Raw genomic sequence first — 25,437 nt, forward strand, 5'->3', positions numbered from 1 at the left:
TCGACAAGCAGCGGCCATTCCCGGGGCCTGACAAGCACACGCAAACTCCCGGGTGGGACGTGATTGCGCACGTCGCCGCATGAAACCATAAACAGCAACGAATCTCATTCGTCTTCCGGAGAGCGGGCCATCCGGCTCGCGCCAGCCATGCTGGCGATCCCTCATTGCGACCACGCTCCTGACCATGACGACAAGAACACTGCACCAGCCTTCATCGCAACAGTCCGCCTCCCGCCTGCCTGCCACCCCTCTATCGCCCCCGCGCCTGATGGTGCGCGCCCTGCGCCTGGCCCTGCTGAGCCTGCCGGCCACGGCACCGGCCTGGGCCCAGAGCAGCGCCGCCGATGCGTCCCTGCCCCAGGTCACCGTGCGCGCCACCCAGGAAGAGCAGGCCACCGGCCCCGTACACGGTTTCGTGGCCAAGCGCAGCGCCACCGCCACCAAGACCGATACGCCACTCACCGAGACCCCGCAATCGGTCTCGGTGGTCACCGCTGACCAGATCGCCGCCCAGCAGGCCCGTACCGTCTCCGAAGCGCTGGGCTACAGCAGCGGCATCCAGGTCTCCACCGGTGCCTTTGCCATCGTGGATACCTCGTCGCTGCTGCGCGGCTTTTCCCTCAACAACGGCGGCTCCTTCTATCGCGATGGCATGCTCACCGCCTCCAACGCCAGCTATAGCCGTTATGCCCCCGAGCCGTACGGACTGGAGCGCATCGAACTGCTGCACGGACCGGCCTCGGTGATGTTCGGACAGAACTCGCCAGGCGGCCTCATCAACGTGGTCTCCAAAAAACCGACCACCACGCCGCTGCACGAACTGCAAGTGCAAGTGGGCAGCTTCAACCGCAAGCAACTGGCGGGCGACTTCGGGGGCGCACTCGATGACAGCGGCGTCTGGTCCTATCGCTTCACCGGACTGGCGCGCGACGCCGGCACGCAAGTCGATGGCACGGTGGATCGCCGTCTGTTCCTGGCCCCGGCCATCACCTGGCGTCCGTCTGATCGCACCGAGTGGACCGGGCGCTTCGAATACCAGCGCAGCGACGGCCTGGCCAACAACGCCTTGCCTGCCAGCGGCACGGTGACCGCCAATCCCAACGGCCAGATTCCGACGAGCACTGCCGTGGGTCGCAGCGCCGACAACAACGAGCACTATGAGAACTGGTCGCTCGGTTCGCAGTTCTCGCACCAGTTCAACGAAGTGTGGAGCTTCCGCCAGAACCTGCGCTATACCGACTACGACGGTACCCGCAACAGCATGCGCTTCGCTGCCTTCTACCCGGCCACGCAATCGGCTACGGCAGCGCTGCAGCGCTGGCGCCTGGGCACCAAGTCCGACACCTTCACCACCGACAACCAGCTGCAGGCCGACTTCGGCACCGGCGCCATCCGGCACAAGGTGCTCATGGGCGTGGACTTCCACCACACCGCCGGCACCGTGCGTGGCTACGTCAGCCCCAACACCCTGGCCGGATATGTGCTCTCCAACATCTACACCACCAGCTACGGCAATCTGCCCGCAGTGGCCGAGAACTACAATCTGCGCACGGTGGATGACCAGCTGGGCGTCTATCTGCAGGACCAGCTGAAGATCGCCGAACGCTGGTTCGTCTCTGCCGGCATTCGCCACGACCGCTCGCAGCAGACCGTCAGCAACGCCATCGCGCGCACCGAGACCGAGCGCAGCGACCGCGCCAACACCCGCAACCTGGGTCTGGTGCATGAACTGGCCAATGGCTTCTCGCCCTACCTGAGCTATACAGAATCGTTTACCCCCACCACCGGCACCAGCTTCGGCGGCGACATGCTCAAACCGGAACGCGCCAAGCAATACGAGGCCGGCATCAAGTACGCCCCGCTCAACACCAACGCCCTCTTCACCGTGGCCGTCTTCGACCTGCGCCGCCAGAACGTGGCCACCGCCGACCTGGCCCACGCCGGCTATTCGGTGCAGACCGGCGCTGCGCGCTCCAAGGGGGTGGAGCTGGAAGGCAAGGTATCGCTCACCGATGGACTGAGCCTGACCTCGAGCTACAGCTACACCAATGCCAAGGTCACCAGCAATACCGCCACCAGTAGCAGCAGCGCCAGCAACACCGAGGGCAAGGCCTTGCCCGGCGCGTCCAGGCACAATGCGGGCGTGCTGGCGGACTATGCGTTCCAGCGCGGCAGCCTGGCGGGCACGCATGTCTCGGCCGGCGTGCGCTACATCGGCCGTGCCTACGGCAATGCGCTCAACACCTTCGAAACACCGGCCGTCACACTGCTGGACTTCGGTGCCCGCTTCGATCTGGGCCGCTTCAACGCCGACTGGCACAACATCGAGCTGGCGCTCAAGATCAACAACGTGACTGATCGCGTCTATGCCTTCTGCTCCGAACTCTGCGAGTACGGCGCGCGCCGCACCGGCCTCGTGCAGTTGAGCACACGATGGTAAGCAGCCTCGCCGCCTGGCTGTGCCGCCACGCGCCACGCCGTGCGCATCTGGTCCTGCTGCATCGCTGGACCGGGCTGGCCATCGCACTGTTCCTGCTGGTGGCCAGCCTGACCGGCAGCCTCTTGGCCTTCGAAGACGAACTGGATGTCTGGCTGGCGCCCGAACTGCTGCTGGCGCAACCGGCCCCAGGGCAGGCCGCCACCGACATGCTGGATCCCTACCAGTTGCGCGCGCGGGTGGCCCGGGCGCTGGCCCCGCGCGTGCAGGTCAACCAGCTGATCCTGCACGTGCAGCCGGGGCGTACGGTGCGCTTCCTGGCCGATCCGGCCATCGATCCGGCCAGCGGCAAGCCATATCGGCTGGGCTATGACGAAATCTTCGTCAATCCCTACGATGGTCGCATTCAGGGCGTGCGCGATCGCGACGAGATCAGCCTGCGCCCTTCCCAGCTGATGCCTTTCCTGTTCAAGCTGCATCATTCGATGGCACTGCCGCGCGTACCGGGGGCGCTGCTCATGGGCATCGTGGCCACGCTATGGACGCTGGACTGCTTCGTCGGGATGATCCTCACCTGGCCGCGTGCCCGGCCTTTCGTGGCGAAGTGGAAGCCGGCCTGGCTCATCAAGTGGCAGGCCGGCTTCCATCGCGTCAACCTCGACCTGCACCGGGCCTGCGGATTGTGGCTGTGGCTGATGCTGCTGCTCTTTGCCTGGTCCAGCGTGATGTTCAACCTGCGCGACCAGATCTACCTGCCGGTCATGTCGCGCTTGCTGCCCTTCGACACCAGCTGGCGCGGCACTGCCCCGCTGGTCCGTCCGCTGCCGCAAGCGCCGCTGGACTGGCCGCAGGCGCACGCCATGGCGCGTGAAGCCATGGCCGGCTTTGCACGCGAGCGCGGGCTGGTGATCGATTTCGAGGAAAAACTGAGTCTGGACCGCCGCCGTGGCTTGTATGCATACATGGTCCACAGCAATGCAGACATCCGCAGCGATACCGGCAATACCGGTCTGCTGATCGATGCGGCGACCGGCGCGGTGCGTGGTCACTGGCTGCCGCAGGGTGACCGCAGCGGCAACACCTTCAGCAACTGGATCGGCGCGCTGCACATGGGTCAGGTGTTCGGCCTGCCGTGGCGGATCTTCCTGGCCATCATGGGCGGGGTGGTGAGTCTGCTGAGCGTGACGGGCATCGTGCTCTGGTGGAAGAAACGCGCCGCCCGCCAGCCCCGTGCCATCAGGACGAGGACGCCGGTGCAAGGTGCTGGCGGCAAGCTGCCAAAGCATCGCGGATCAGGAAATTGACCAGCGTGGCCGAAATGCCCAGCTCGGCGGCAATCTCGCGCTGGCTCAGCCCGCCGAACCGGTACAGCTCGAAGGCGCGCTGGGTGCGGGCAGGCAGGCTCTCCAGCGCCCGGCTCACCAGCGCCAGGGTCTGGCGGCCGATGGCGATGGCCTCGGGGCCTTGGGCCTCGGCGTACATGTCCTGGCCTGCTTCTTCGACGGTGAAGACATCGTTCTCGAAACTGCTGCGGCGATGACGGTCGATGGCCAGATTGCGCACCATGCGCAGCAGGTAGGCGTGGGGCTGGTGGATGCCGCAAGGGTCCGCCACTTCACGCAGCTTGAGGTAGGCATCCTGCACCACGTCGTCGGCGCGGTGCGGGCAGCCGAGGATGCGCTGGGCGGCCTCGCGCAGGCGCTGGCGCTGGCCGATGAAGTGCTGTTGCAGACCGGTGGACAGGTTGGCGTGGGACATGGGAACAGGTCTCCTGATGAAGGGCTACCAGCGATAGCGGGCGCTGAGCACCGCCATGCGCTGCTCACCCCAGAAACAGGTCAGCGTGGGTTCGGCCAGGCAAGAGGTGGTGTGCCGGTTGGTCAGGTTGCTGACGTTGAGGGCATAGCGCCAATGGCCCTGATCCAGGCGCAGCATGGCGTCCAGCAGGACCGTGGCGGCGTTGCGTACGGTGTTGGCGGCATTGGCGTAGCTGGCCCCGGCATAGCGCACGCCGGCCCCCATGCCCAGGCCGGGCAGCGGCGCGCCCGGCGTGTAGTCCAGCCACAGGCTGGCGGCCTGACGCGGGACCAGCATCGGCGCCTTGCCCACCAGAGTCGGGTCGGCGTGCGCCGTGTTGATCGCCTGCGTATAGCTATAGGCCGCCTGCAGATTGAGCCCCGGCCGCAGCGCGCCGCGTGCTTCCAGCTCCAGTCCGCGCGAACGCACCTGACTCTGGTCGACGGAGAAATTGGCATTGTCGGGATCGCTGGAGAGCACGTGATCCTTGCTGATCTGGTACAGCGCTGCGGTGTACAGCACCCGTCCGGCTTGCGGCTGGAACTTGATGCCGGCCTCGACCTGTCGCCCGTGGCTGGGAGCGAAGGGCCGGCCTGCCGCATCCTGCCCCGCCTGCGGCAGGAAGGAGGTGCTCACGCTGAGGTAAGGCACCAGCGCCGCGCTGAGCTTCCAGGACAGCCCGGCGCGATGGCTCCAGGCATAGGTGCGCGTGTCGGTGCGCGCTGCGGTGGTGATGTTGCGGGTGGTATCGGTCACGCGGTCGTAGCGGCTGCCCAAGGTCCAGACCAGCGCGCCTTGACGGATCTGGTCCTGCGCGTAGAGGCCACTCTGCTGCATGTCTTCCTGCAACTGCGCCACCAGTTGCGACGCCATCGGGATCGGCAGGCCGTAGACCGGCTGCGTCAGGTCCAGGCTGGGCGCGTTGCCACGGTAGCGTTGCTCGTCCTGATGCATGCGGCTCAGGTCCAGGCCCAGCACCACCGTATGTTCGCTGGCACCTTGCCGGAACTGCCCTTGCAGGCGCGTGTCGAGCTGGGTGCTTTGCAACTGCGTGTCGTAGAGGGCGGCCGCGCGGGTGAGCACGTTGCCCGTCAGGCTGACCGGATTGAGGACCGAATACTGCGAGCGCAGGCCGGCCTGACGGAAGTCCTGCTGCAATTGCCAGTGCGCATCCAGGCGATGCGCCAACTGCCAGCCCAACGACCATTGTTCGACACGCTGGCGGTCGATGCCGGGATCGCCCACCAGCGTAGGCGAGAGACTGCCGTCGGCGTTGACGGCAGTCCAGCGGCTGCTGCCGTTGCGATCCTTGAGATAGTCGGCCAGCAGGATGAGGCTGGTATCAGCGCCCAGGCGCAGCTTGAGCGAAGGCGCGAGATAGAGGCGGTCGTTTTCCACGGCACGGCCGTTGCCGTAACGGAACTGGGTATCGCTATCGCGCGCCAGGGCGACGATGCGGCCCTGGACCTGGCCTTCCTGGTCGAGCTGGCCACTGAGGTCCGCGGCCATCTGGCGCTGCTCGAAGGTGCCGGCGGCCACCTCGATTTCATTGGCCGCGTCCGCCCCGGCGAGCTTGCTGATGCGGTTGACCACCCCGCCCGGATCGCCCTGCCCGACACTGGCCGAGGCCGCACCGCGCAGGACCTCCACCCGCTCCAGGCCGTAGGCTTCGGTACGGAACATGCCGAAGCCCACCACCACCTGACGCAATCCATTGAGGTAATCGCTGGTGTTCTGCGCATTGATGAAGCCGCGCAGATTGAAGTAGTCGTAGCCGCGCGGGTCCACGCCGTGGGTCTGGGTATTGGCACCGGGCAGGTAGCGCAGTACGTCCATGACGCTGGCCGCACCGCGCGCCTCCATTTCTTCGCGGGTGACCACCGACAGCGATTGCGGAATCTCCAGTAGCGGCGTGTCGGTGCGGGTAGCGGTGCGGCCACTGAAAGCGCCGTAGCCGCCCTCGCCCCCCTCGCTCATGCGCCCCTGGTTGAGCGGCAGGCCGTCAGGGCTGCCGACGATGACGACCTGCCTGAGGCGCTGGGCCTGCTCGGGCACGGTGTCATTGCCCGACGAGGCTGGCGCACGCCATTGCAGACCGTAGCTGCCGCCCGCGGTGCGGACCGCCCGCAAGCCGCTGCCGGCCAGCAGTCGGGCCAGGCCTTCGTCCACGCCGAGATCCCCGTCCAGCGCCGGGGCGTAGCGGCCCTGCACCATGTCTGGCGCATAGGACAGCGTAATGCCGGCCAGTCTGGCAAAACGGTTCAGGCTCTCGTCGAGGGGGCCGGCGCTGATCTGGTAATGGCGGCGCGGCGCGCCCGTCTCCTGCGGCCACGACGCTGCACAGGCCACCAGCAAGGCGCAGGCCAGCAGCAGGCGCCACCGCGCAAGGCAGGCGCGGCGCATGCGGTCAGCGTGCAGCGAGGAAAAAAGGACGGGCATGAAAAATGACAAGAAAATTCATCTGGGTTCTCCTGGTATGCCGAACCAGCCCGTCAAAACCCGTAATTTCTGTCAAAAAATTTTTATCGGCCGTTCAGCGCCACCACCCGGACCCAAAACCGCGTGCGCCGTTCGATGGCCACCGGCAGCGCCTGGGCCAGCGCATCCAGCGCAGCCTCGCTGTCGCGCAGCTGGAACACGCCCGACACCAGCAAGGACGCCGCCTCGTCGTCGCACTGCAGCCAGCCGTGGCGGTAGCGCGCCATCTCGGCCACCACCTCGCCCAGCCGCATCTGGCGGGCCACCAGCGTGCCGTCGAGCCAGGCCGTGGGGTCCATCGCGGCGGCCCCGGTGGCTTGCCGTTGCAGGCTGCCCAGGCCATCGATCTCCACCGTCTCGCCGGGCGCGATGACGACCCCGGTGCCCTGCCCTGGGTTGACGGCCACCCGGCCTTCCAGCACCGTCAGGCGCGTGACGCCCTCCTGCTGGCGCACCGCAAAGCGCGTGCCCAAGGCCTGCAGGCGGGCCTGTGCGGTCTGTACGAGGAAAGGACGATGCCGGGGTGAAAGCGCATCGGCACCGGTATCGATGAAGATTTCGCCGCGCTGCAAGGCCAGCAGGCGCTGCCCGGCATCGAAATGCAGGCGCACGGCGGTATCGGTATTCAACGCCAGCCGCGTGCCATCCCCCAGCACCACGCGCCGCTGGTCACCCGTGCCGGTGGCGTAACGCTGACCGTCGATCTGGTCGAACAGGCCCGCCTGACGCCCCGCCAGCGTGACCAGCGCGACACCGCCCAGGCCCAGGGCCACGCCGCCCAGCCAGCGGCGCCGCGACTGACGGCGGCCGCGCGCGCGGGCCAGTGCCGACAGCGGTTGCTGCCATTGTGCCGGGGACACGGGCAGGGCCACCAGGCGCTGGAATTGCGCTTCCGCGGCCATGAGTTCGGACCACACGGCCTCATGACGGGCATCCTCGGCGCGCCAGGCATCGATGCGGGCCTGCAATGCGGCATCGGCCGCACTATGGCCGGCCTGGGCACGCAGCCTGACCAGCCAGGCGATGGCCTGCTCCAGGACCGGATCGGGCGAGGCGGCGGGCGATGAAGTGGCGGGCATCTCAGCGGGCATGAAGGCACACAGGGGCTAGCTCGCCTGCCAGGCTTGCCGCATCAGGTAGCAATGGCGGATCGACGCGGCCATGTATTTTTCGACGCTGCTGAGCGAGACACCCATGCGCTGGGCAATCTGCGCGTAGCTCAGGTCTTCCAGACGGGACATCAGAAAGGCTTCGCGCGCCCGGGCGCCCAGGCCGTCGAGCATGGCGTCAATGGCAGCCAGCGCCTCCACCAGCAGCATGCGCGCCTCGGGCGAGATCACCTCCGGCGCCGGCAAATGGGCGATGGCCTCCAGGCAGGCGCGCTCGACTTCATCACGCCGCACCTTGTCCACCACCAGCCCGTGCGCGATGCGGCTGAGCCAGGCGCGCGGCTCGCGCAGGTCGGCCAGCGCCTGCGGCTTGCCCAGCACACGCAGGAAAGTATCCTGCGCCAGATCGGCCGCATCCACACTACAGCCCAGACGCCGCCGCAGCCACTGCTGCAGCCAGCCATGATGCTCGCGATAGAGCGTCTGGACGTGCTGGGCGTCGGCGGTGGGCGGGACGGGCATGGGGCGGCGGGAGAAGGTGTCAGATAATAATAATTCTCATTTTAATGTTCGATATGAAGTTTGACAACGCCCGACGATGCGCCACTCCTGGCCGGCGATCAGCATTTCCGAGCTGCGGCCGGCCGTCTGTCGTGGTTTTCCCGCCCATCCAGTCCAATTGGACTAGTTTCTTTCCTGGCAAGCACAGCTAGAATCGCCGCTGTAGATGAGTCGCCCTGGAGGGGGGAAAAGACCGGACCGCATAGCGCGGCGCTGGCAGCTCGGGGGGGACTCATCTGCATTCTGTTCGCCCCGCCTCATTGAGCCTGCCTCATCACTGCCCTCCCCCCTGCCCGACACTTCACCGACCGGCGAGCGCCACTTGGCGCATTCACGATCCCCGCTCACGCAGTCTGCTTGAAGACGCTCGCGCCGATTCCGCTGGGCCGCATGATGGGCTATTCGTTTGCAGAGCATGTATGGCTTGACGCCTGATCTGATCCATACATCTGATCCATACAAGCAGTTTCAGACGACGGGGCGCCGGCCGGTGTTGGCAGCGCCCCGTCGGTATGCAGGCACACGGCCGCGCTTTTGCCTTAGACTCTATCGCCGTCCGGACAGACCCAGGGAGCAGGACAAGCGATGAGAATACTGCTGGTAGAAGATGACGCCATGATCGGCGAGGAAGTGCGCGCCGCCTTGAAGGACGCGGGCTATGCCGCCGACTGGGTGCGCGATGGCGCGCTGGCGCTGACCGCGCTGGCCCGGCAGGACTACGACGCCGTGCTGCTGGACCTGGGCCTGCCCGGCGCCGATGGCCTGGCCGTACTGCAAAAATTGCGCCGGTCGGACCAGAATGCCGCCACCCCGGTACTGATCCTGACCGCCCGCGACGGCGTGCAGGACCGTATCGATGGACTCGACAGCGGCGCCGACGATTACCTCCTCAAGCCCTTCGCCATCGGCGAACTGCTGGCGCGCCTGCGCGCGGTGCTGCGGCGCAAGTCAGGTGCGGCCACCGTGGTGCTGGACAACGGCCAGCTGGCCCTGGACCTGGCCGCGAAGACGGCACGCTGGCAAGGCCAGCCGCCGGTGGCGCTGTCGGCGCGCGAATTCGCCCTGCTGCAGGCGCTGATGCATCGCCCCGGCGCCATCCTTTCGCGCAGTGAGCTGGAAGAACGCATCTATGGCTGGGGCGAAGAAGTGGAAAGCAATGCCGTCGAATTCCTGATCCATGCGCTGCGCAAGAAACTGGACCGCGAGGCCATCAAGAACGTACGCGGCATGGGCTGGATGGTGGCGCGTGGAGCGGCAGCGCGATGAAGCGCCTGCGCACCCTGCAGCGCTCCCTGCAAGCGCGCCTGTCGCTGGCGCTGACGTTGGCCATCCTGCTGGTGGCGCTGGGCGCAGGCGGGTTCGGCTTCGTCAGTGCCTATCGCGATTCCATCCGCATGCAGGATGACCTGCTGCTGCAAGTGGGCGTGCTGATCGCCAGCCTGGGCGGCAGGCTGCCCGATGACGGCGCCGTGGGCAGCTATCCCGGTGCCGACCATGAATCGCGCATCAGCGTGCAATGGCTGCCCGAACCCGGCCAGTCAAGGCCGCCCGGGGCGGCACTGCCGCTGCCGGCCGGTTTGCACGATGGTTTCCAGACGGTGTTCATGTTCCATGAGGATTTCCGCGTCTATGTCCAGCCCATGCCCTCGGGCCGGCGCATTGCGCTGGTCCAGGAGACCGACGTGCGCGACCACATCGCTTCGCGCAGCGCCTGGCGCGCGCTGGTTCCGGTGCTGATCCTGGTACCGGTGCTGCTGCTGGCGCTGCAGCGCATCATGCGTACGCTCTTTGCGCCTCTGACCAGGCTGCGCCGCGAGATCGACCAGCGCCGGGACGACCAGCTCGATCCGCTGGCCACGGCCGACCTGCCGCCCGAAATCAGTCCCTTCGTCGATGCCATCAATGGCCTGCTGGCACGCGTGCAAGGGGCCATGACAGCGCAGCGGCGCTTCGTGGCCGATGCCGCCCATGAATTGCGCACGCCGCTGGCGGCGCTGTCGTTGCAGGCCGAACGGCTGCAGCAGAGTGAGTTGTCCGACACCGCACGCGAACGTCTTCAGCGGCTGGAGCAAGGGCTGGAGCGGGCACGCACGCTGGTCACCCAGCTGCTGGCACTGGCACGTGTGCAAGCGCAAGACCAGAGCGCTACGTCGCAGCGCAGCCGCCATGTGCTGCGCGAAGTGGTGCGTCCGGTGCTGGAAGACCTGCTGCCACTGGCCCAGCAGAAAGACATCGATCTGGGCGTCGACGGGCCGCTGGAGGCGGTCGTGCAGACCAATGCCCTGGACCTGGGCTTGCTGCTGGGCAATCTGATCGACAATGCCATCCGCTATACGGCCGTGGCCGGCTGTGTCAGTCTGCGGCTGGCGGCACCCGATGAAACGCCACCGGGCTGCGTGCGCATGGAGATCATCGACAACGGCCCCGGCATTCCGGCCAGCGAGCGCGAACGGGTGTTCCAGCCCTTCCACCGCCTTGACCCGGCAGCCGCCCCCGGTGCGGGTCTGGGCCTGGCCATCGTGCAATCGGTCGCGGCCAGGCTGGGGATCGTGGTCCGGCTGGAGGCCGCCGATGAAAAAACGCAGACGGGATTGCGCGTACTGCTGGACATTCCGGCCGCGCCGCCCCTGGTTTCTTGACCCAGGCTAATGCTGCACTAAGTTTCATGGCGTACCATCGCCCGGATTCTTTCATTTTCACTTGGGGACCCAGATGAACAATACCGAGCACGCCCTCGGGCAAGGCACCCGCTATCACCCTCTTTCCGCCGCCCTGCACTGGCTGATGTTCCTGCTGTTCGTGGTGGCGCTGGCCACCATCGAATACCGCGAGGACATCCCCAAGGGCGATCCCCTGCGCGACCTGCTGCGCACCGTGCACATGCATGCCGGGCAGCTGGTGCTGATCCTGGTGGTGGTACGCCTGATCGCACGCAAGATGCTGGGCGTGCCGCCCGAGCTGCCACTGCCGCGCCTGCAGCAACTGGGCGCGCATGCGGTACACCTGCTGCTCTATGCGGTGATGATCGCCCTGCCTGTGACCGGCATCCTCTTCACCCAGGCCGGTGGCCGCGACGTGGTGTTCTTCGGCATGACCCTGCCGGCGTTCCTGGCCAAGGACATGGCCCTGCGCGGACCCATCAAGGAAGTGCATGAATTCATGGGCAACGCCGTCTATTTCCTGGTCGGGCTGCACGTGCTGGGGGCCTTGTGGCATCAGTTCTTTGATCGCATGCCCATCTTGCAACGCATGTCCTTGCGGTCATCGGGCAAGCGCTGATTTCCGCGAAATCGCCAAGACCTTCACCGCCCGGCCAACTGCCGGGCTTTTTCGTTCCTGAAATCAGCCTTTGCGGGCCGCCTGCCTGCCCGGAAAGTGCAGCCGGCAGGCGGCTCCCGGGCCATCGTTGCGATTGTTGATGGTGATGGTGGCACCGTAGCCGTCCAGCACCGAGCGCACGATGGCCAGGCCCAGCCCGGCGCCGCTGGTCTGCCCCTGTCTGGAGGCGCGTCCGCGATAGAAGCGCTCGAACAGTTGCTCCTGGTCGGCACTGGCGATGCCGGGGCCACGGTCCAGCACCTCCAGCGTCGCCCCGCCGGCTTCGGCGCTGATCCTCAGCTCGACGGCCGAATCCGGCGCAGAAAACTTGATGGCGTTGTCCAGCAGATTGTTCAGCACCAACATCGCGGCACGCTCGCCCACGCGCGCCTGCACCGTCTGCGGGGCGTGCAGGATCAGCTGGATGCCGCGTGCCGCCGCACTGCCTTCCCACCTGGCGATGGCTTCGCGGGTCAATGCGTCCAGCGCGACGGACTCCGGCTGCCGGCTTTCCTGGCCGGCATCCAGGCGCGCCAGTTGCAGCAGTTCCTCGACCATGCTGGTCAGGCCGACCACTTCTTCCAGGCAGGATTGCAGGGTGGCCACGTGCTCCTCGGCCGTGCGTGGCCGGCGCAGCGACAACTCGATTTCCGTACGCAGGCGCGACAAGGGAGAACGGATCTCATGGGCCGCGTTGGCGGTGAAATTGCGTTGCAGTTCAAAGGCGCGCTGCAGCCGTCCCAGCATGGAGTTGAGGGTCTGGACCAGTTGCCCGATTTCATCGTCGCTGCCCGGATGGGCCAGCCGCTCGCCCAGGCTGGCGTCACTGATGCGACGCGCCTGGGCGGCGATGCGTTCGACCGTCCCGAAGAGCCGCCCGGTCAGGATGGCCCCGGCCGCCGCCAGCGCCAGCAACAGCGCCACGGCCAGACCGCCGAAGAGCAGCGCGGCCGAATCGAGGGTGCGGTCGGCATCATCCAGCGAACCCGCCACCAGCACCGCATATCGGTGCTCGCCCAGCCGTACCGGGACCGAGACCATGCGCAGGGGTTCTTCGCTGGCGTGCGGCAAAGTATCGAAGACGGTCTGACCATGCGCCAGGCTCTTGAGCAAGTCGGCCGAGACCGGCAAGGTGCCCGCGCCCAGATTGTTGCTGCGTGCAACCACCGCACCGTTGGCATCGATGATCTGCACCAGCCGGTCCAGCCGCACCAGCGAGGGCGGCGCCGTGCCGGGGCGCGGCTCGTGGACGTGGATGGCCTCGGGCGATCCATCGGCCAGCAGGCCCGCTTCGGTCTCGCCCAGCGCCAGCAGCGCCGCATCGAGCTGCCCCAGCACCGATTGCGAGAGCAGCCACCATCCCGCGGCCGCCGCACAGGTGACGATCAGCACCACCGCCATCAGATGCACCAGCAGCAGGCGTCGACGAAAACCCATGCTCACCGCCCTGCGTCGCTACGCATGCGAAAGCCCTGGCCGCGCAGGGTTTCGATCAGGGCGGGCCGGCCATCCGCTTCGAGCTTGCGGCGCAGGTTCTTGATATGCACGTCGATCAGGTTGTCGATGGCGATCAGGTCGGCATGCCAGACTTCCTCGGCCAGTTGCTGGCGGCTGACCACCTGGCCGCTGCAGCGCACCAGCAGTACCAGCACGGCATATTCCTTCTGCGTCAGGTCCAGCCGCTGGCCATCACGCATGACTTCATGGGCCAGCAGGTCGATGCGCAGGTCGGCCAGTTGCAGATGCAAGACCTGCAACTGGCGGGGCCGGCGCCGCAAGGCGTGCAGGCGCGCCAGCAATTCCTCGAAGGCAAACGGCTTGGCCAGGTAATCGTCGACACCGGCATGCAAGCCCTCGACCTTCTCGCCCAGGGCGTCACGCGCCGTCAGCATCAGGATGGGCCAGGCAAGCTGCGACTGGCGCACGCGCTGGCACAGCGCAAGACCGTCCATGCCGGGCAGCATGCGGTCGAAGATGGCGGCGTCGAACGGCTGCGCCAGATGGGCCAGCGCCTCTTCGGCACTGTGCGCTACCGTCACCGTGAAGCCCTCTTCCTGCAAGCCCTGCACCAGCAGTCGCGCGGCTTTCATGTCGTCTTCCACCAACAGGATCTGCATACCTTTCCATTCACGTGCATGTTGGAGATCGGGATTAAACCATGAGCTGCAGCCCTGCTTTCTGAAGAAAGATTCAGAAACGGCTGGAGCCAGCCCTCCTATGATAGCGACGTTTTTTGCAGCGCAACCAAAAGGGCGACGGCTCTTTGGTCTGGGCCGGGAAACACAGACAGCAACAGCGACAGCGGCACGACCGCTACGGAGCGCCGCGCTCCTCCCTCAACCGCACAGTCCACGGTGCCACCATGAAAATCCGAATCCCTACGCGCAGAGGCGGCCTCGCCCTGCTCGGCGCAGCCGCATTGCTTGCCATCGCCGTGCGCGGCACCCTGCCGCTCATGGCCGGCGAGGTCAAGCCGAGTCCGGCGGCCAGTCCGGTCCTGACCCATGAAGGCGAGACCATCGTCATCCCGCCCGAGTCAGCCCTGCGCAACAGCCTCAAGACCAGCCTGATCGAAGAACGCGCGATCGCCATCCCCTTCAGCCTGCCGGCCGTGGTCGAGGCCGATCCGGCGCGCCTGGCCAGAATTCTTCCGCCCACCACGGGACGCATCGTGCATCTGCACAAGCGCCTGGGCGATGCGGTCAAGGCCGGCGAGGTGCTCTTCGAGATCGAGTCGTCTGACCTGGGCCAGGCCGTCAGCGATGCGCGCAAGGCCCAGGCGGCCCTGACCCTGGCGCGCCGCAACCTGGAGCGCCAGCGCAGCCTGGACCAGGCCAACATCTCCGCGCGGCGCGACCTGGAACAGGCGCAAAGCGACTATGAACAAGCCGACAGCGAAGCCGCCCGGGCCCAGGCCCGCGTGGCCGCGCTGGGCGGCGCCAGCGGTGCCGGCAGCGCTGCGCCCCTGGCGGTGCGCGCGCCGGTCAGCGGCCATGTGATCGAACTGAACGCCGCCGTGGGCAGCTTCTGGAACGACACCACGGCCTCGGTGATGACGGTGGCCGACCTGTCCTCGGTCTACGTCAGCGCCAGCGCACAGGAAAAAGACCTGGCGCGCCTGAAGGTCGGCCAGGATGCCGAACTGTTGCTGGACGCCTATCCCGGTCAGCTGCTGCTGTCCAGAGTCCAGTCGGTGGCGCAGGTGCTGGACCCGGATACCCGCACCGTGAAAGTGCGCATGCTGGCGCCCAACCCCGATGGCCGGCTCAAGCCGGGCATGTTCGCCCGCGCCACCCTGCGCGAGGCAGCCCGCCCCGGTTTGCTGGTACCCATGACCGCGGTGGTGCAAAGCGGTTTTGCCAACCGCGTCTTCGTGGAGGTGGCGCCGTGGAAGTTCGAGGCCCGCAAGATCGTCCTCGGTGCGCAGATCGGCAACGAGGTCGAGGTCACCGCCGGTCTGGCTTCCGGTGACCGTGTGGTCATCAAGGATGGAGTACTGCTCAATGATTGAACGTCTCGTCACCCTCTGCTTCCAGCGGCGCGGCATCGTGCAGCTGGTGTTCCTGCTGGCGGCGCTCTATGGCTGGTACTGCTGGAACCAGTTGCCGCTGGAAGCCTATCCCGATATCGCCGACGTCACTTCACAGGTGGTCACCCAGGTCAACGGTCTGGCCGCCGAAGAAGTGGAACAGCAGATCACCATTCCGCTGGAGCGCCAGATCATGGGCACCCCAGGCATGCACGTGATGCGCTCGGAGAGCACCTTCGGCCTGTCACTCATCACGGTCGTCTTCAATGATGGCGCCGAAGACTACTGGTCGCGCCAGCGCCTGCAGGAGCGCATCTCCGCCGTCACCCTGCCCTACGGCGCCCAGCCGGGGCTGGATGCACTGACCTCGCCCATCGGCGAAATCTACCGCTACACATTGCAATCGAAGACGCGCGGTCTGCGCGAACTCTCCGAGCTGCAGTTCTGGAAGGTGATTCCGCGCCTCAAGCAAGTACCGGGCGTGGTCGACGTCTCCAACTTCGGCGGACTGACCACCCAGTTCATGCTGGAGCTGGATCCGGCCAGGCTGATCAAGTACAACACCTCGCTGAACCAGATCAGCCAGGCCATCTCGGCCAACAATGCCAATGCCGGCGGCAGCATCATGCAGCGCGGTGAGCAGGGTCTGGTGATCCGTGGCGTGGGACTCATCCGCAGCCTGGACGACCTGGGCAACGTCGTGGTCTCGCAAAAGAATGGCGTGCCGGTGCTGGTCAAGGATCTGGGCCGCGTGGTGCTGGGCAACCAGGAACGCCACGGCGTGCTGGGGATCGACGGGCAGTCCGACGCCATCGAAGGCATCACCCTGCTGCTCAAGAACGAGAACCCCTCGCGCGTGATGGAGGGCGTGCACGCGGCCGTGCAGGACCTGAACGACCACATCCTGCCCAAGGACGTCAAGATCGTGCCCTACATCGACCGCAGCAAGCTGGTGGACGCGACCGTACATACGGTCGGCAAGACCCTGATGGAAGGCATGGTGATGGTCTCGCTGGTGCTCTTGCTGTTCCTGGGCAGTGCGCGTGCGGCCGCCATCGTGGCCATCACCATCCCGCTGTCGCTGCTGACGGCCTTCATCCTGATGCATCACTTCAAGATCCCGGCCAACCTGCTCTCGCTGGGAGCGATCGACTTCGGCATCCTGGTCGATGGCGCCATCGTGCTGGTGGAAAGCGTGCTGCGCCTGCGTGAAGAACGCCCGCAAGGCGAAATCACCGGGACCGACATCCTGCAGCTCATGCGCCAACTGGCACGGCCGATCTTCTTCGGCATGCTGGTCATCATCATTGCCTACCTGCCGCTGTTCGCCTTCCAGCGCATCGAATACAAGCTCTTTTCGCCGATGGCCTTTGCGGTCGGCTTCGCCCTGCTGGGCGCGCTGCTGGTGGCCTTGCTGCTCACGCCCGGCCTGTCCTGGCTGGCATATCGCCGCCCGGTCAGGGTCTTCCACAATCCGGTGCTGGCGTGGCTGGAGCCGCGTTACCGCAGCATCCTGGATCGTCTGGTGGGCAAGTCGCGCTTCGTGCTGGCACTGACCGTGCTGACCCTGGCCGCCATCGGCGTGCTGGGCGCCACCATCGGGCGTGATTTCCTGCCTTACCTGGATGAGGGCTCGATCTGGCTGCAGGTCCAGCTGCCGCCGGGCGTGTCGCTGGACAAGGCCAGCGAACTGGCCGACCGTCTGCGCGCTGCCACCCGCGAATTCCCCGAGGTCGAGCACATCGTGACCCAGGTCGGCCGCAATGACGATGGCACCGATCCCTTCACGCCCTCGCACATCGAGTGCGCGGTGACCCTGCATCCGTATGACCAGTGGGCCTCCGGCTGGACCAAGCAGGAACTGATCGCCCACATGGCCGAGCGCTACAAGAAGCTGGCCGGCATCGACGTCGGCTTCACCCAGCCCATGATCGACGGCGTGCTCGACAAGCTCTCCGGATCGCACAGCGACCTTGCCGTCAAGATCTATGGCAACGACTTCAAGGAAATGCGGACGCTGGCCACGTCGGTGCAGGAAGTCTTGCAGAACGTACCGGGTGCGGCCGATGTGGTCATCGATCAGGAGCCGCGCCTGCCCCAGGTGCGCGTGAACGTCGACCGTGCCGCTGCAGCCCGGCTGGGCATCAACGTGGCCGACATCATGGCGCTGATCCAGACCGGCATCGGCGGCAGTCCGGTGACGCAGGTCTTCATCGAGGAACGCAGCTACAACGTGGCTGCGGTCTTCAACGACCATGCCCGTTCCACCCCCGAAGCCCTCGGCAACCTGACGCTGGTAGCGGCCAATGGCGCCCATGTGGCCTTGTCGCAGGTGGCGCACATCACCATGGAAGATGGCGAAACCACCATCACCCGCGAGATGAACCGCCGCCACCTGACGGTGCGCCTGAACCTGCGCGGCCGCGACCTGGCCTCCTTCCTGGATGACGCCAAGGCCCGCATTGCCGGTCAGGTGCATTACGACCACACCCGCTACGACATCGCCTGGGGCGGTCAATTCGAGAACCAGCAACGCGCCCAGGCCCGTCTGGCGCTGATCCTCCCGATGGCGCTGGCCTTCATGTTCGTGCTGCTCTTTGCCGAGTTCAAGAACCTGCGCCAGCCTACCCTGATCCTGCTGTGCGTGCCGCTGACCACGCTGGGCGGCCTGATCGCGCTGCATCTGCGTGGCATGACGCTCAATGTGTCCTCGGCGGTGGGCTTCATTGCCCTGTTCGGGGTAGCGGTCCTGAACGCCATCATCATGATGTCCAACCTGAACCGCTGGGTCGGCCAGTCCGGCCTGCCGCTGCGGGAGGCCGTCATCGCCGGCGCGCTGCAACGGATGCGGCCGGTGCTCATGACCGCCACCGTCGCCGCGCTCGGGCTGGTGCCGGCGGCCATCGCCCACGGCCTGGGCAGCGACGTGCAACGGCCGCTGGCCACCGTGGTGGTGGGCGGCCTGATGAGCGCCACCATCCTGACCCTGGTGCTGTTGCCCGCCTTGTACTACCTGGTTGAATCGAAGCTGGCGCGCCCTGCCGCGCCGAGCGCCGATGACCATGCCAACTCCCGTTGAGGATGAGCCCACCATGTTTCTGACTTTCATTTCTCCCCGCTGGCCCGGCCTGGCCTGCGCCACTGCGCTCGGTCTGGTCCTGGCCGGCTGCGCCGTCGGTCCCGACTTCAAGACGCCGGACGCCCCCAAGGTGAGCGCCTATACCGCCGACAAGGTGGAGACCGCCACGCCCCCCGATGGCCAGCATTTCGTCGCCGGCCAGGATGTGCCGGGCCAATGGTGGAAGGCCTTCGGCTCCCCGGCCCTGGATGCGCTGGTCGAGGATGCCCTGGCCCACAACGCCGATCTTGAAGCGGCCCAGGCGGCCTTGCATATGGCGCGCGAAACTGCGGCCGCACAAGGTGGCAGCCTGTGGCCCAGCGTGGACCTGCAGTTCACCCCCACTCGCCAGAAGGTCGCCGACACCCTGGCCAGCCCGTTGGCTGACAACAGCTACATCTACAACCTGCATACCGCCCAGCTCAACATCTCGTATGCACCCGACATCTTCGGCGGTGCCCGCCGCCAGGTCGAAGCGAGCCGGGCGCAGGCCGAGGTACAGCGCTTCCAGCGCAATGCCACTTACCTGACGCTGGTGTCCAACGTGGTACTGGCGGTGGTCAACGAAGCCAGTCTGCGTGAGCAGTTGCAGGCCGCCGAGAAAGCCGCGGCGCTGGCCGCGCAGCAGCTGGAGCTGGTCGAGAAGCAGCGCACGCTGGGCGCCCTGGGTCAGGCCGATGTGGCCGCCCAGGAAAGCCTGCTGGCGCAGGCGCAGGCGGTCTTGCCGGGCCTGCGCAAGCAACTGGCCCAGCAGCGTGACCAGATCGCGGTGCTGGCCGGACGCTTCCCCGAACAAGGCGGCACACCGCAGCTGATGCTGTCGGCCTTGACGCTGCCTTCCGAGTTGCCACTGAGCCTGCCGTCGACCCTGGTGCAGCAGCGCCCCGATGTGCGCGCCGCGCAGGCGCAATTGCAGGCCGCCTCGGCCCAGGTGGGCGTGGCCGTGGCCAATCGCCTGCCCAGTTTCTCCATCACTGGCACCCTCGGCAGCTCGGCTCAGGACATCTCCAATCTGTTCAAACCGGGAACGGCGTTCTGGAGTCTGGGCCTGAACCTGGCCACGCCCATCTTCCATGGCGGTGCCCTGCAGCACCAGCAGCGCGCCGCCGAAGCCGGGCTCGACCAGGCCCGGGCGCAGTACCGCAGCGTGGTGCTGGCGGCCTTCCAGAACGTGGCCGATACCCTGCACGCGATGGCCGCCGATGCCGATGCCCTCAAGGCCGCCGCGCGCGCCGAGGGAGCGGCCCGGCGCAGCTTCGATGCCGCGCAGGCGCAATGGAAGGCCGGCCTGGCGGGCTATCCGCAAGTGCTGCTGGCCGAGCAGAACCTGTTGACCGCCAGCCAGTCACGGGTGCAGGCGCAGGCCGCGCGCCTGTCCGATACGGTGGCGCTGTTCCAGGCGCTGGGGGGTGGCTGGTGGCACCAGGACCTGTGAAGCTGCAATACGCTCAAGGGGAGCGCGGCCGGCAGGCTGCCGCTCTGCGCAAACCGGAGATCCGTTCATGAGCCTGCACACGAAAAACAGTACGATGTGGCGCTTGCCGCTCTGCATGGCGGGCTTGCTGGCGCTGCCCGCCTGCTCATGGCGTCCGCCCGCCGATTCCCACGTCCAGGCGACCGTCGGCGTGATACAAAGCGTCATCGATCCGCACACCCGCGCCGAGCAATTGCCGCCCTGCCTGGCCAGCCGCTTGGCCCAGTTGCGCGGGGGCACCCGCTTCGTGGCCATCCGCTATCGCCACTGGGCCAGTCATTTCAATGCCACGACCTATGCGGCGTTGGATGAAGATGCCGCGCTGCCATTGCATCAGGCCGTGCAGATCGTGCCGGGACGATGTGCCCATGACGAACTGGCCATCATCCTGGGCCCCGCGCCATTGCCTGCCACTGGTGGCCGATGGCTACCATCGTCTGTGCGCCGTCTATAGCGTCGACGAGGATGCAACCATCCCCTGCAAGATCGTCTGAGTCCGGCTCAGAACCAGTGATTGGCCTGCTTGAGGTCGCTGCGCAGTTCGCGGAAACAATGATCGGTCCAGTGGCTGCGGCTGACCTCATTGCGGCGCATGAGGACGATCTTGCGCTTGAGCGTGGGTTGCCGCAGCGGCGCCACGTGCAGGCTGTCATCGCGCAGGTAGGTGGTGTAGAGGCTGGGCATGATGCCGATGGCAATGCCCGAGCGCACCACGCCATAGAGCGATTCACTATGCACGACCTGATAGCGTCGCGATGAGGCCAGGCCATGCTGCATCAGCGCCGCCGAGGCGAATTCCCACACGCTGCCCTGCGTGAAGAGCACGATCTCCTCTCCCGCCATCTGCCGCCACTGCACTTCCTTGGCACCCGCCAGGGGATGGCGGCGCGAGACGATCAGCACCAGTTCATCCTCGAACAGGGTCACCGTCTCCAGCGTCTGCGAAGACAGCGAGTCAGGCGGCTTGATCCCCACGCAAAAATCCAGCTTGCCCGAATGCAGCGCATCGAGCAGGGCATCGTTGGGCATGTCCTGTAGCAGGATTTCCACATGTTCGTCATGCGCCTGGTTGTAGCGGGCGATGACCGCCGCTGTCAGCGTGACCGCCGAGGGAATCGCCCCGACCCGGATGCGATGGCGTCCGGTACCGATGGCGTGCTCGATATCGTCGAAGATGTTGCTGGCCGTATTGAGCAGGTGGCGCGCGTATTCCAGCACCACGCTGCCTTGCGCGGTCAGGCTGATCTGATGCGTGGTGCGGTCGAAAAGCCGCGTCCCGAGCTGGTTTTCGAGCTGCTTGATGGAGGCCGACAAGGCCGGCTGGGTGACCGCCAGGGCATCGGCGGCGCGGCTGAAGCTGTTGGTGTCGGCCAGGGTGACCAGTGCCTGCAGATGGCGCAGGGTGACTTTCTGATTCAGTTTGATCATGGCACGCGCTCAAAAGAAGTCGGCAAGCAGGCAATCACGGGATGGGAAACGCCGCCTGGTTATAAATCGAATTTATGAAATTATAAATATAAACAAATTATATTATTTAACGTCTTGCCCTATCCTCCACACCGTTCGCAGCGAATTCCAACAATGAACGGTCGTATGGCCATCTTCAATACCACAGGGGCAGGCATGAAAAAACACTGGATGATAGGCGCGCTGGCCATTCCGGCAGCGCTGGCAGGCGCACAGGCGCAGGCGCAAAGCAAGGTCGAGATCTACGGTCTCATTTCGGGCGGCGTGGGTTATCTCACCAACCAGGGCGGTCCGCACAACTTCGAGGCACTCTCGGGCACCAACCAGAATCCGCGCATCGGCTTTCGCGGTCAGGAAGACCTGGGCGGCGGAACCCGCGCCGTCTTCACGCTGGAAAACGGCTTCAACATGATGACCGGCGCGGCCTCGCAGAGTGGTCGCCTGTTCGGTCGCCAGTCCTGGGTGGGCCTGGCCTCCAACAGCATGGGCACCGTCACCCTCGGCCGCCAGTACGAAGCGGTCAAGGACTATCTCGGCCCGGTGGTCATCGCCTCCAACGGCGTGCACATCGGCGACAACGACAACGGCTACAACAACCTGCGCGTGCAGAACTCGGTCAAGTACGTCAGCCCGATGTTCAAGGATTTCAACGTCACCGCCTTGTATGGATTTGGCGAAGCCGCCGGTGATGCATCGGTCAACCGTGTCATGAGCATCGGCTCCGGCTACAAGGGCGGCAACTTCCGCTGGGCCGTCGCCTACACCCAGATGGACCAGCCCAACAGCAGCAAGAGCCCCGATGGCGCCATGGGCAACGACTACGCCAGCTCGCTGTTGATCTTCAACAAGAGCGCGGTCAACAGCTCGGCAGGCGTGCGCCGCCAGCGCATCGCCGGCACCGGTGGCTTCTACATCGTGGGCAATACCGACTTCGGCGCCATGTACAGCAACGTCAAGTACGAATACCTGGACAACACCAAACTGACGCTGCAGAACTTCGACATCAACGTGGTGCACCATTACACGCCGGCCCTGAACCTGGGCGCGTCCTACTTCTACACCACCGGCAAGTACGACACCATCAACAAGAATCCGAAGTGGCACCAGATCAACCTGCAGGCGGACTACTTCCTCTCCAGGCGCACCGACGTGGCCATCACCTACAGCTACCAGCTGGCAGCGGGTGATGCGACTAGGGCCACCATCTTCGGCTTCCCCTCCTCCAGCGACAAGAAGCAGGCCGTGCTGATGCTGGGCATGCGTCACGTGTTCTAAGCCGCAAGCCTTCTGTTCTCCCCAGGCCTGGCCAGTGGCTCCCGCGCTGGCCGGGCCTACAATATGCAGTCTCATTTGTCCGTACCAAGGATCGCCATGTTCAAGCCCGCACGTTGCTCTCGTCCCCTCGCCGCCCTGGCCATGACCGGCCTCGGCCTGTCCCTGCTGGCGGCCCCGGCCCACGCGGAAAAGCGCACGCTGGTACTGTCGGCGTATCCGATTTCCCAGCCGCTGTTCAACAAGCTGGTCTATGCGCCCTTCAAGGAAAAATGCGGCTGCGAGATCGTGGTCGAGACCGGCAACAATGCCGACCGCATCGCCAAGCTCGACGCCCGCCGCAACAACCCGGTGGTGGACCTGGTACTGCTGTCGGACTTCGGCATGCTCGAAGCCGCACGCAAGGGGCTGGTGCAGCCGCTGGACTACAGCCGGCTGAAGAACTACAGCCAGATCTATCCTTTCGCCCGCAATCCCATCGGCGGCAATTACGCGGTCGGCTACACCATCTATTCGGTCGGCCTGGTCTACCGCAGCGACAAGACGCGCGCCCCGCAATCCTGGAAGGACCTGTGGAGCCCCGAACTGAAGGGCCGCCTGGCGCTGCCGGATGTGAGTACCACGCAAGGTCCGCTGGCCCTGCAGATGGCCGACCTGGCCTGGGGCGGCAAGGGTGGCGACTATCGCACCGGCCTGCAGAAAATTCTCTCGATCAGGAACAACGTGGTGACCTTCACCAAGAACAGCGCGCAGTTGTCGTCACTGTTCGCCCAGGACGAAATCTGGGTGGCCCCGGTCGCACGCTTCACCTGGTCGCAACTGATGAAGACCGGCATGCCGCTCAAATGGGCCATCCCCGCCGAGGGTCAGGCCGCCGGCATGAACGTGATGGGCATCGTGACCAAATCGAAGAATGCCGACCTGGCTTACCAGCTGATGGATTTCTGGCTCTCCAAGGAAGTGCAGACGGCGCTGGCCACCGAACTGGTGGATTCGCCGGTCAATACGCAAGTCGTGCTGCCCAAGGACAAGGCCGAATTCAACACCTATGGCGGTGAACACATCGCCTCGCTCAAGTTCGTCAAGCCGGAAGACCTGCTGAAGTACCGCTCGGGCTGGCTGGAACAGTGGAACAAGGGCATCAGCCAATAAGCGAAACCCTTCATGTCGTGGCGACGCCTGCCGGGTGCAGTGCGCCGCCCTTTTCTTTCCGGACCCCGTTTGCGCCCCATGCTCGCCTCTTCCAAATCACGCCTAGGACTGATGCTGGTCACGCCTGCGCTGATCTTCACATCGGTCTGTTTCCTGCTGCCGGTGGCGGCCCTGCTGCTGGATGCCTTCCGCATCGGTGGGCCGGACAGTCTCGATGGCGGCCCGCTGCAATGGAGTCTGGCCCGCTTCGCCGGTTTCTTTGCCGAGCCGCTGCACCTGCAGGTGCTGTGGCGCACCCTGCGCATCGCCGCATTGGTCACGCTGTGTTCGGCCCTGCTCTGCTATCCCGCCGCCCAGGCCATCGTGCGCGTGCATGCACGCTGGCGCGGACTGGTGCTGGGCATGATGATCCTGCCGCTGATGGTCTCGCCCATTGCACGCACCTATGCCTGGATCGTGCTGTTCGGACGCAATGGCGCGGTCAACGCGGTGCTGCTGCATCTCGGTCTGGCCGATGAACCGCAGCGCCTGCTCTTCACCGAGATGGCGGTCTTCGTGGGCCTGCTGCAGTTGCTGCTGCCGCTGATGCTGATGTCGCTGGTCAGTGCCATGGAAAACATTTCCGCCGACCTCGCGCTGGCCGCCTCGACGCTGGGCGCCAATGCCTGGCAGGTGTTCACCCGCGTCACCCTGCCGCTGACGCAGGAAGGGCTGATCGTCGGCGGCACCCTGGTCTTCACCGGCAGCGTCACGGCCTACGTGACGCCCGCATTGCTGGGCGGGCCCAAGGTCTTGATGCTGGAAACGCTGCTCTACCAGAAGGTCAGCGTGGAAAGTGATTTCGGCACCGCCAACGTGATCGCGGTGATCCTGGTGGCGATGACGCTGGCCGTCAACGCCGGCTTGAAACGCATTGCCGCTCCCCGGAGGACGACATGAAACAAGGACTCTTCCCGCGCGTGGTGCTGTGGGCCGTGATGCTGTTCCTGCTGGGCCCCTTCATCATCGTCTTTCTTGCCGGCTTCAGCGGTGGCGAGACGCTGGCCTTCCCGCCGCCCTCCTATTCGCTGCGCTGGATCGTCGCGGTGTTGCAGGCCGATGAATTCCGTCAGGCCTTCGGCACCAGCCTGCAGATCGGCCTGCTGGCCACCGTGATCGCGCTGCTGCTGGGCGTGCCCGTGGCCTATGCCATGTCGCGCATGCCGCCACCGGGCATGGCGGTGATCAAGCAGGTGCTGACCTCGCCGCTCATCATCCCGGCCATGCTGGTCGGGCTGGGCCTGTTGCGCCACTTCGTGCTGGTGATCGATGCGCCGGTGTTCCTGGGTTTATTGATCGGCCATGTCGGGCTGCTCACGCCCTATGCGGTGCGGGTGGTCTATTCCAGTCTGGCCAATCTGCGCGTCGATATCGAGGAGGCCGCCATCACCTTGGGGGCCACGCGCATGCAGACCTTCCGGCTGGTGGTGCTGCCCAATATCCGGGGCGCGGTGATTGCGGCCTTCTTCCTGGCCTTCGTGACTTCCTTCAATCAGGTGCCGGTGTCGCTGTTCCTCACCGGTCCGGGCATCAGCACCCTGCCCATCGAAATGCTGGGCCATATGGAAAACAGTTTCGATCCCTCCATTGCGGCGCTGTCCACGCTGCTGGTGCTGTTCACCATGGCCTTCGTGCTGGTCACCGAGAAGGTGCTGGGCATTTCCAAATACATGTGATGTGAGAACC

At 65.8% G+C, this 25,437-nt stretch carries 20 protein-coding genes; 13 read left to right on the forward strand and 7 right to left on the reverse strand.

Annotated elements, in window-relative coordinates:
- Positions 1-184 precede the first annotated feature (184 nt).
- Together AACH55_RS12940 and AACH55_RS12945 are read left to right on the forward strand one after the other, a co-directional pair.
- Complete coding sequence (locus AACH55_RS12940) at positions 185-2,440, forward strand: TonB-dependent siderophore receptor (RefSeq protein WP_338714908.1); 2,256 nt, start codon at positions 185-187, stop codon at positions 2,438-2,440.
- Positions 2,434-3,741, forward strand: a complete 1,308-nt coding sequence (locus AACH55_RS12945; RefSeq protein WP_338714909.1) for a PepSY-associated TM helix domain-containing protein — start codon at positions 2,434-2,436, stop codon at positions 3,739-3,741. The genes AACH55_RS12940 and AACH55_RS12945 overlap by 7 nt, the downstream gene beginning before the upstream one ends.
- Here AACH55_RS12945 and AACH55_RS12950 read toward each other — a convergent pair.
- From AACH55_RS12950 to AACH55_RS12965, 4 genes are all read right to left on the reverse strand, one after another.
- Positions 3,674-4,195 (reverse strand): RNA polymerase factor sigma-70, encoded by a 522-nt coding sequence (locus AACH55_RS12950; protein ID WP_338714910.1) that lies wholly within the window; start codon positions 4,193-4,195, stop codon positions 3,674-3,676. The two genes, AACH55_RS12945 and AACH55_RS12950, sit on opposite strands and share 68 nt — an antisense overlap.
- A gap of 24 nt (positions 4,196-4,219) precedes the next feature.
- A complete protein-coding gene (locus AACH55_RS12955; RefSeq protein ID WP_338714911.1) occupies positions 4,220-6,673 on the reverse strand; it encodes a TonB-dependent siderophore receptor in 2,454 nt (817 codons plus the stop codon).
- Positions 6,674-6,756: 83 nt separating this feature from the next.
- Positions 6,757-7,791, reverse strand: coding sequence for a FecR domain-containing protein (locus tag AACH55_RS12960; RefSeq protein ID WP_338714913.1), 1,035 nt, complete (start codon positions 7,789-7,791; stop codon positions 6,757-6,759).
- Positions 7,792-7,818: 27 nt separating this feature from the next.
- The gene (locus AACH55_RS12965) at positions 7,819-8,343 is read right to left on the reverse strand and encodes a sigma-70 family RNA polymerase sigma factor (RefSeq protein WP_338714914.1); all 525 of its coding nucleotides are present in this window, start codon (positions 8,341-8,343) and stop codon (positions 7,819-7,821) included.
- A 624-nt stretch (positions 8,344-8,967) separates the two neighbouring features.
- Between AACH55_RS12965 and AACH55_RS12970 the strand changes: the two genes are divergently transcribed.
- The 3 genes from AACH55_RS12970 to AACH55_RS12980 all read left to right on the forward strand — a co-directional run bounded on the left by AACH55_RS12970 (position 8,968) and on the right by AACH55_RS12980 (position 11,661).
- A complete protein-coding gene (locus AACH55_RS12970) occupies positions 8,968-9,648 on the forward strand; it encodes a response regulator transcription factor (RefSeq protein WP_338714915.1) in 681 nt (226 codons plus the stop codon).
- Complete coding sequence (locus AACH55_RS12975; RefSeq protein ID WP_338714916.1) at positions 9,645-11,021, forward strand: ATP-binding protein; 1,377 nt, start codon at positions 9,645-9,647, stop codon at positions 11,019-11,021. The genes AACH55_RS12970 and AACH55_RS12975 overlap by 4 nt, the downstream gene beginning before the upstream one ends.
- 73 nt (positions 11,022-11,094) lie before the next feature.
- Entirely contained in the window at positions 11,095-11,661 is a 567-nt protein-coding gene (locus AACH55_RS12980) for a cytochrome b (RefSeq protein WP_338714918.1), read from the forward strand.
- 63 nt (positions 11,662-11,724) lie between these two features.
- Here the strand turns inward: AACH55_RS12980 and AACH55_RS12985 are convergent, their stop codons facing one another.
- Complete coding sequence (locus AACH55_RS12985) at positions 11,725-13,137, reverse strand: ATP-binding protein (RefSeq protein ID WP_338714919.1); 1,413 nt, start codon at positions 13,135-13,137, stop codon at positions 11,725-11,727.
- A gap of 2 nt (positions 13,138-13,139) precedes the next feature.
- On the reverse strand, positions 13,140-13,817 hold the full coding sequence (locus AACH55_RS12990) for a response regulator transcription factor (RefSeq protein ID WP_338714921.1): 678 nt from the start codon (positions 13,815-13,817) through the stop codon (positions 13,140-13,142).
- Positions 13,818-14,062: 245 nt separating this feature from the next.
- On the opposite strand from AACH55_RS12990, the gene AACH55_RS12995 reads away from it, so the two are divergent.
- The 4 genes from AACH55_RS12995 to AACH55_RS13010 all read left to right on the forward strand — a co-directional run bounded on the left by AACH55_RS12995 (position 14,063) and on the right by AACH55_RS13010 (position 20,275).
- Positions 14,063-15,211 carry an efflux RND transporter periplasmic adaptor subunit gene (locus AACH55_RS12995; RefSeq protein WP_338714922.1) on the forward strand — a complete coding sequence of 383 codons (1,149 nt, stop codon included), beginning with the start codon at positions 14,063-14,065 and terminating at the stop codon, positions 15,209-15,211.
- Entirely contained in the window at positions 15,204-18,308 is a 3,105-nt protein-coding gene (locus AACH55_RS13000; RefSeq protein WP_338714924.1) for a CusA/CzcA family heavy metal efflux RND transporter, read from the forward strand. Before AACH55_RS12995 ends, AACH55_RS13000 begins: the two co-directional genes overlap by 8 nt.
- Positions 18,309-18,321: 13 nt before the next feature.
- The gene (locus tag AACH55_RS13005; RefSeq protein ID WP_338714925.1) at positions 18,322-19,782 is read left to right on the forward strand and encodes an efflux transporter outer membrane subunit; all 1,461 of its coding nucleotides are present in this window, start codon (positions 18,322-18,324) and stop codon (positions 19,780-19,782) included.
- 67 nt (positions 19,783-19,849) lie between these two features.
- Positions 19,850-20,275, forward strand: a complete 426-nt coding sequence (locus AACH55_RS13010) for a hypothetical protein (protein ID WP_338714927.1) — start codon at positions 19,850-19,852, stop codon at positions 20,273-20,275.
- A 47-nt stretch (positions 20,276-20,322) separates the two neighbouring features.
- Here the strand turns inward: AACH55_RS13010 and AACH55_RS13015 are convergent, their stop codons facing one another.
- Entirely contained in the window at positions 20,323-21,249 is a 927-nt protein-coding gene (locus AACH55_RS13015; RefSeq protein WP_338714928.1) for a LysR family transcriptional regulator, read from the reverse strand.
- Between the two features lie 195 nt (positions 21,250-21,444).
- Between AACH55_RS13015 and AACH55_RS13020 the strand changes: the two genes are divergently transcribed.
- From AACH55_RS13020 to AACH55_RS13035, 4 genes are all read left to right on the forward strand, one after another.
- Positions 21,445-22,563: a porin gene (locus tag AACH55_RS13020; protein WP_338714929.1), complete on the forward strand. Its 1,119-nt coding sequence runs from the start codon at positions 21,445-21,447 to the stop codon at positions 22,561-22,563.
- Between the two features lie 96 nt (positions 22,564-22,659).
- Positions 22,660-23,712: an ABC transporter substrate-binding protein gene (locus AACH55_RS13025; protein WP_338714930.1), complete on the forward strand. Its 1,053-nt coding sequence runs from the start codon at positions 22,660-22,662 to the stop codon at positions 23,710-23,712.
- A gap of 111 nt (positions 23,713-23,823) precedes the next feature.
- Complete coding sequence (locus AACH55_RS13030; RefSeq protein WP_338714931.1) at positions 23,824-24,651, forward strand: ABC transporter permease; 828 nt, start codon at positions 23,824-23,826, stop codon at positions 24,649-24,651.
- The gene (locus tag AACH55_RS13035) at positions 24,648-25,427 is read left to right on the forward strand and encodes an ABC transporter permease (protein ID WP_338714932.1); all 780 of its coding nucleotides are present in this window, start codon (positions 24,648-24,650) and stop codon (positions 25,425-25,427) included. The genes AACH55_RS13030 and AACH55_RS13035 overlap by 4 nt, the downstream gene beginning before the upstream one ends.
- Positions 25,428-25,437: the final 10 nt, after the last annotated feature.

Source organism: Herbaspirillum sp. DW155 (assembly GCF_037076565.1).
Classification (GTDB): Bacteria; Pseudomonadota; Gammaproteobacteria; order Burkholderiales; family Burkholderiaceae_D; genus Herbaspirillum.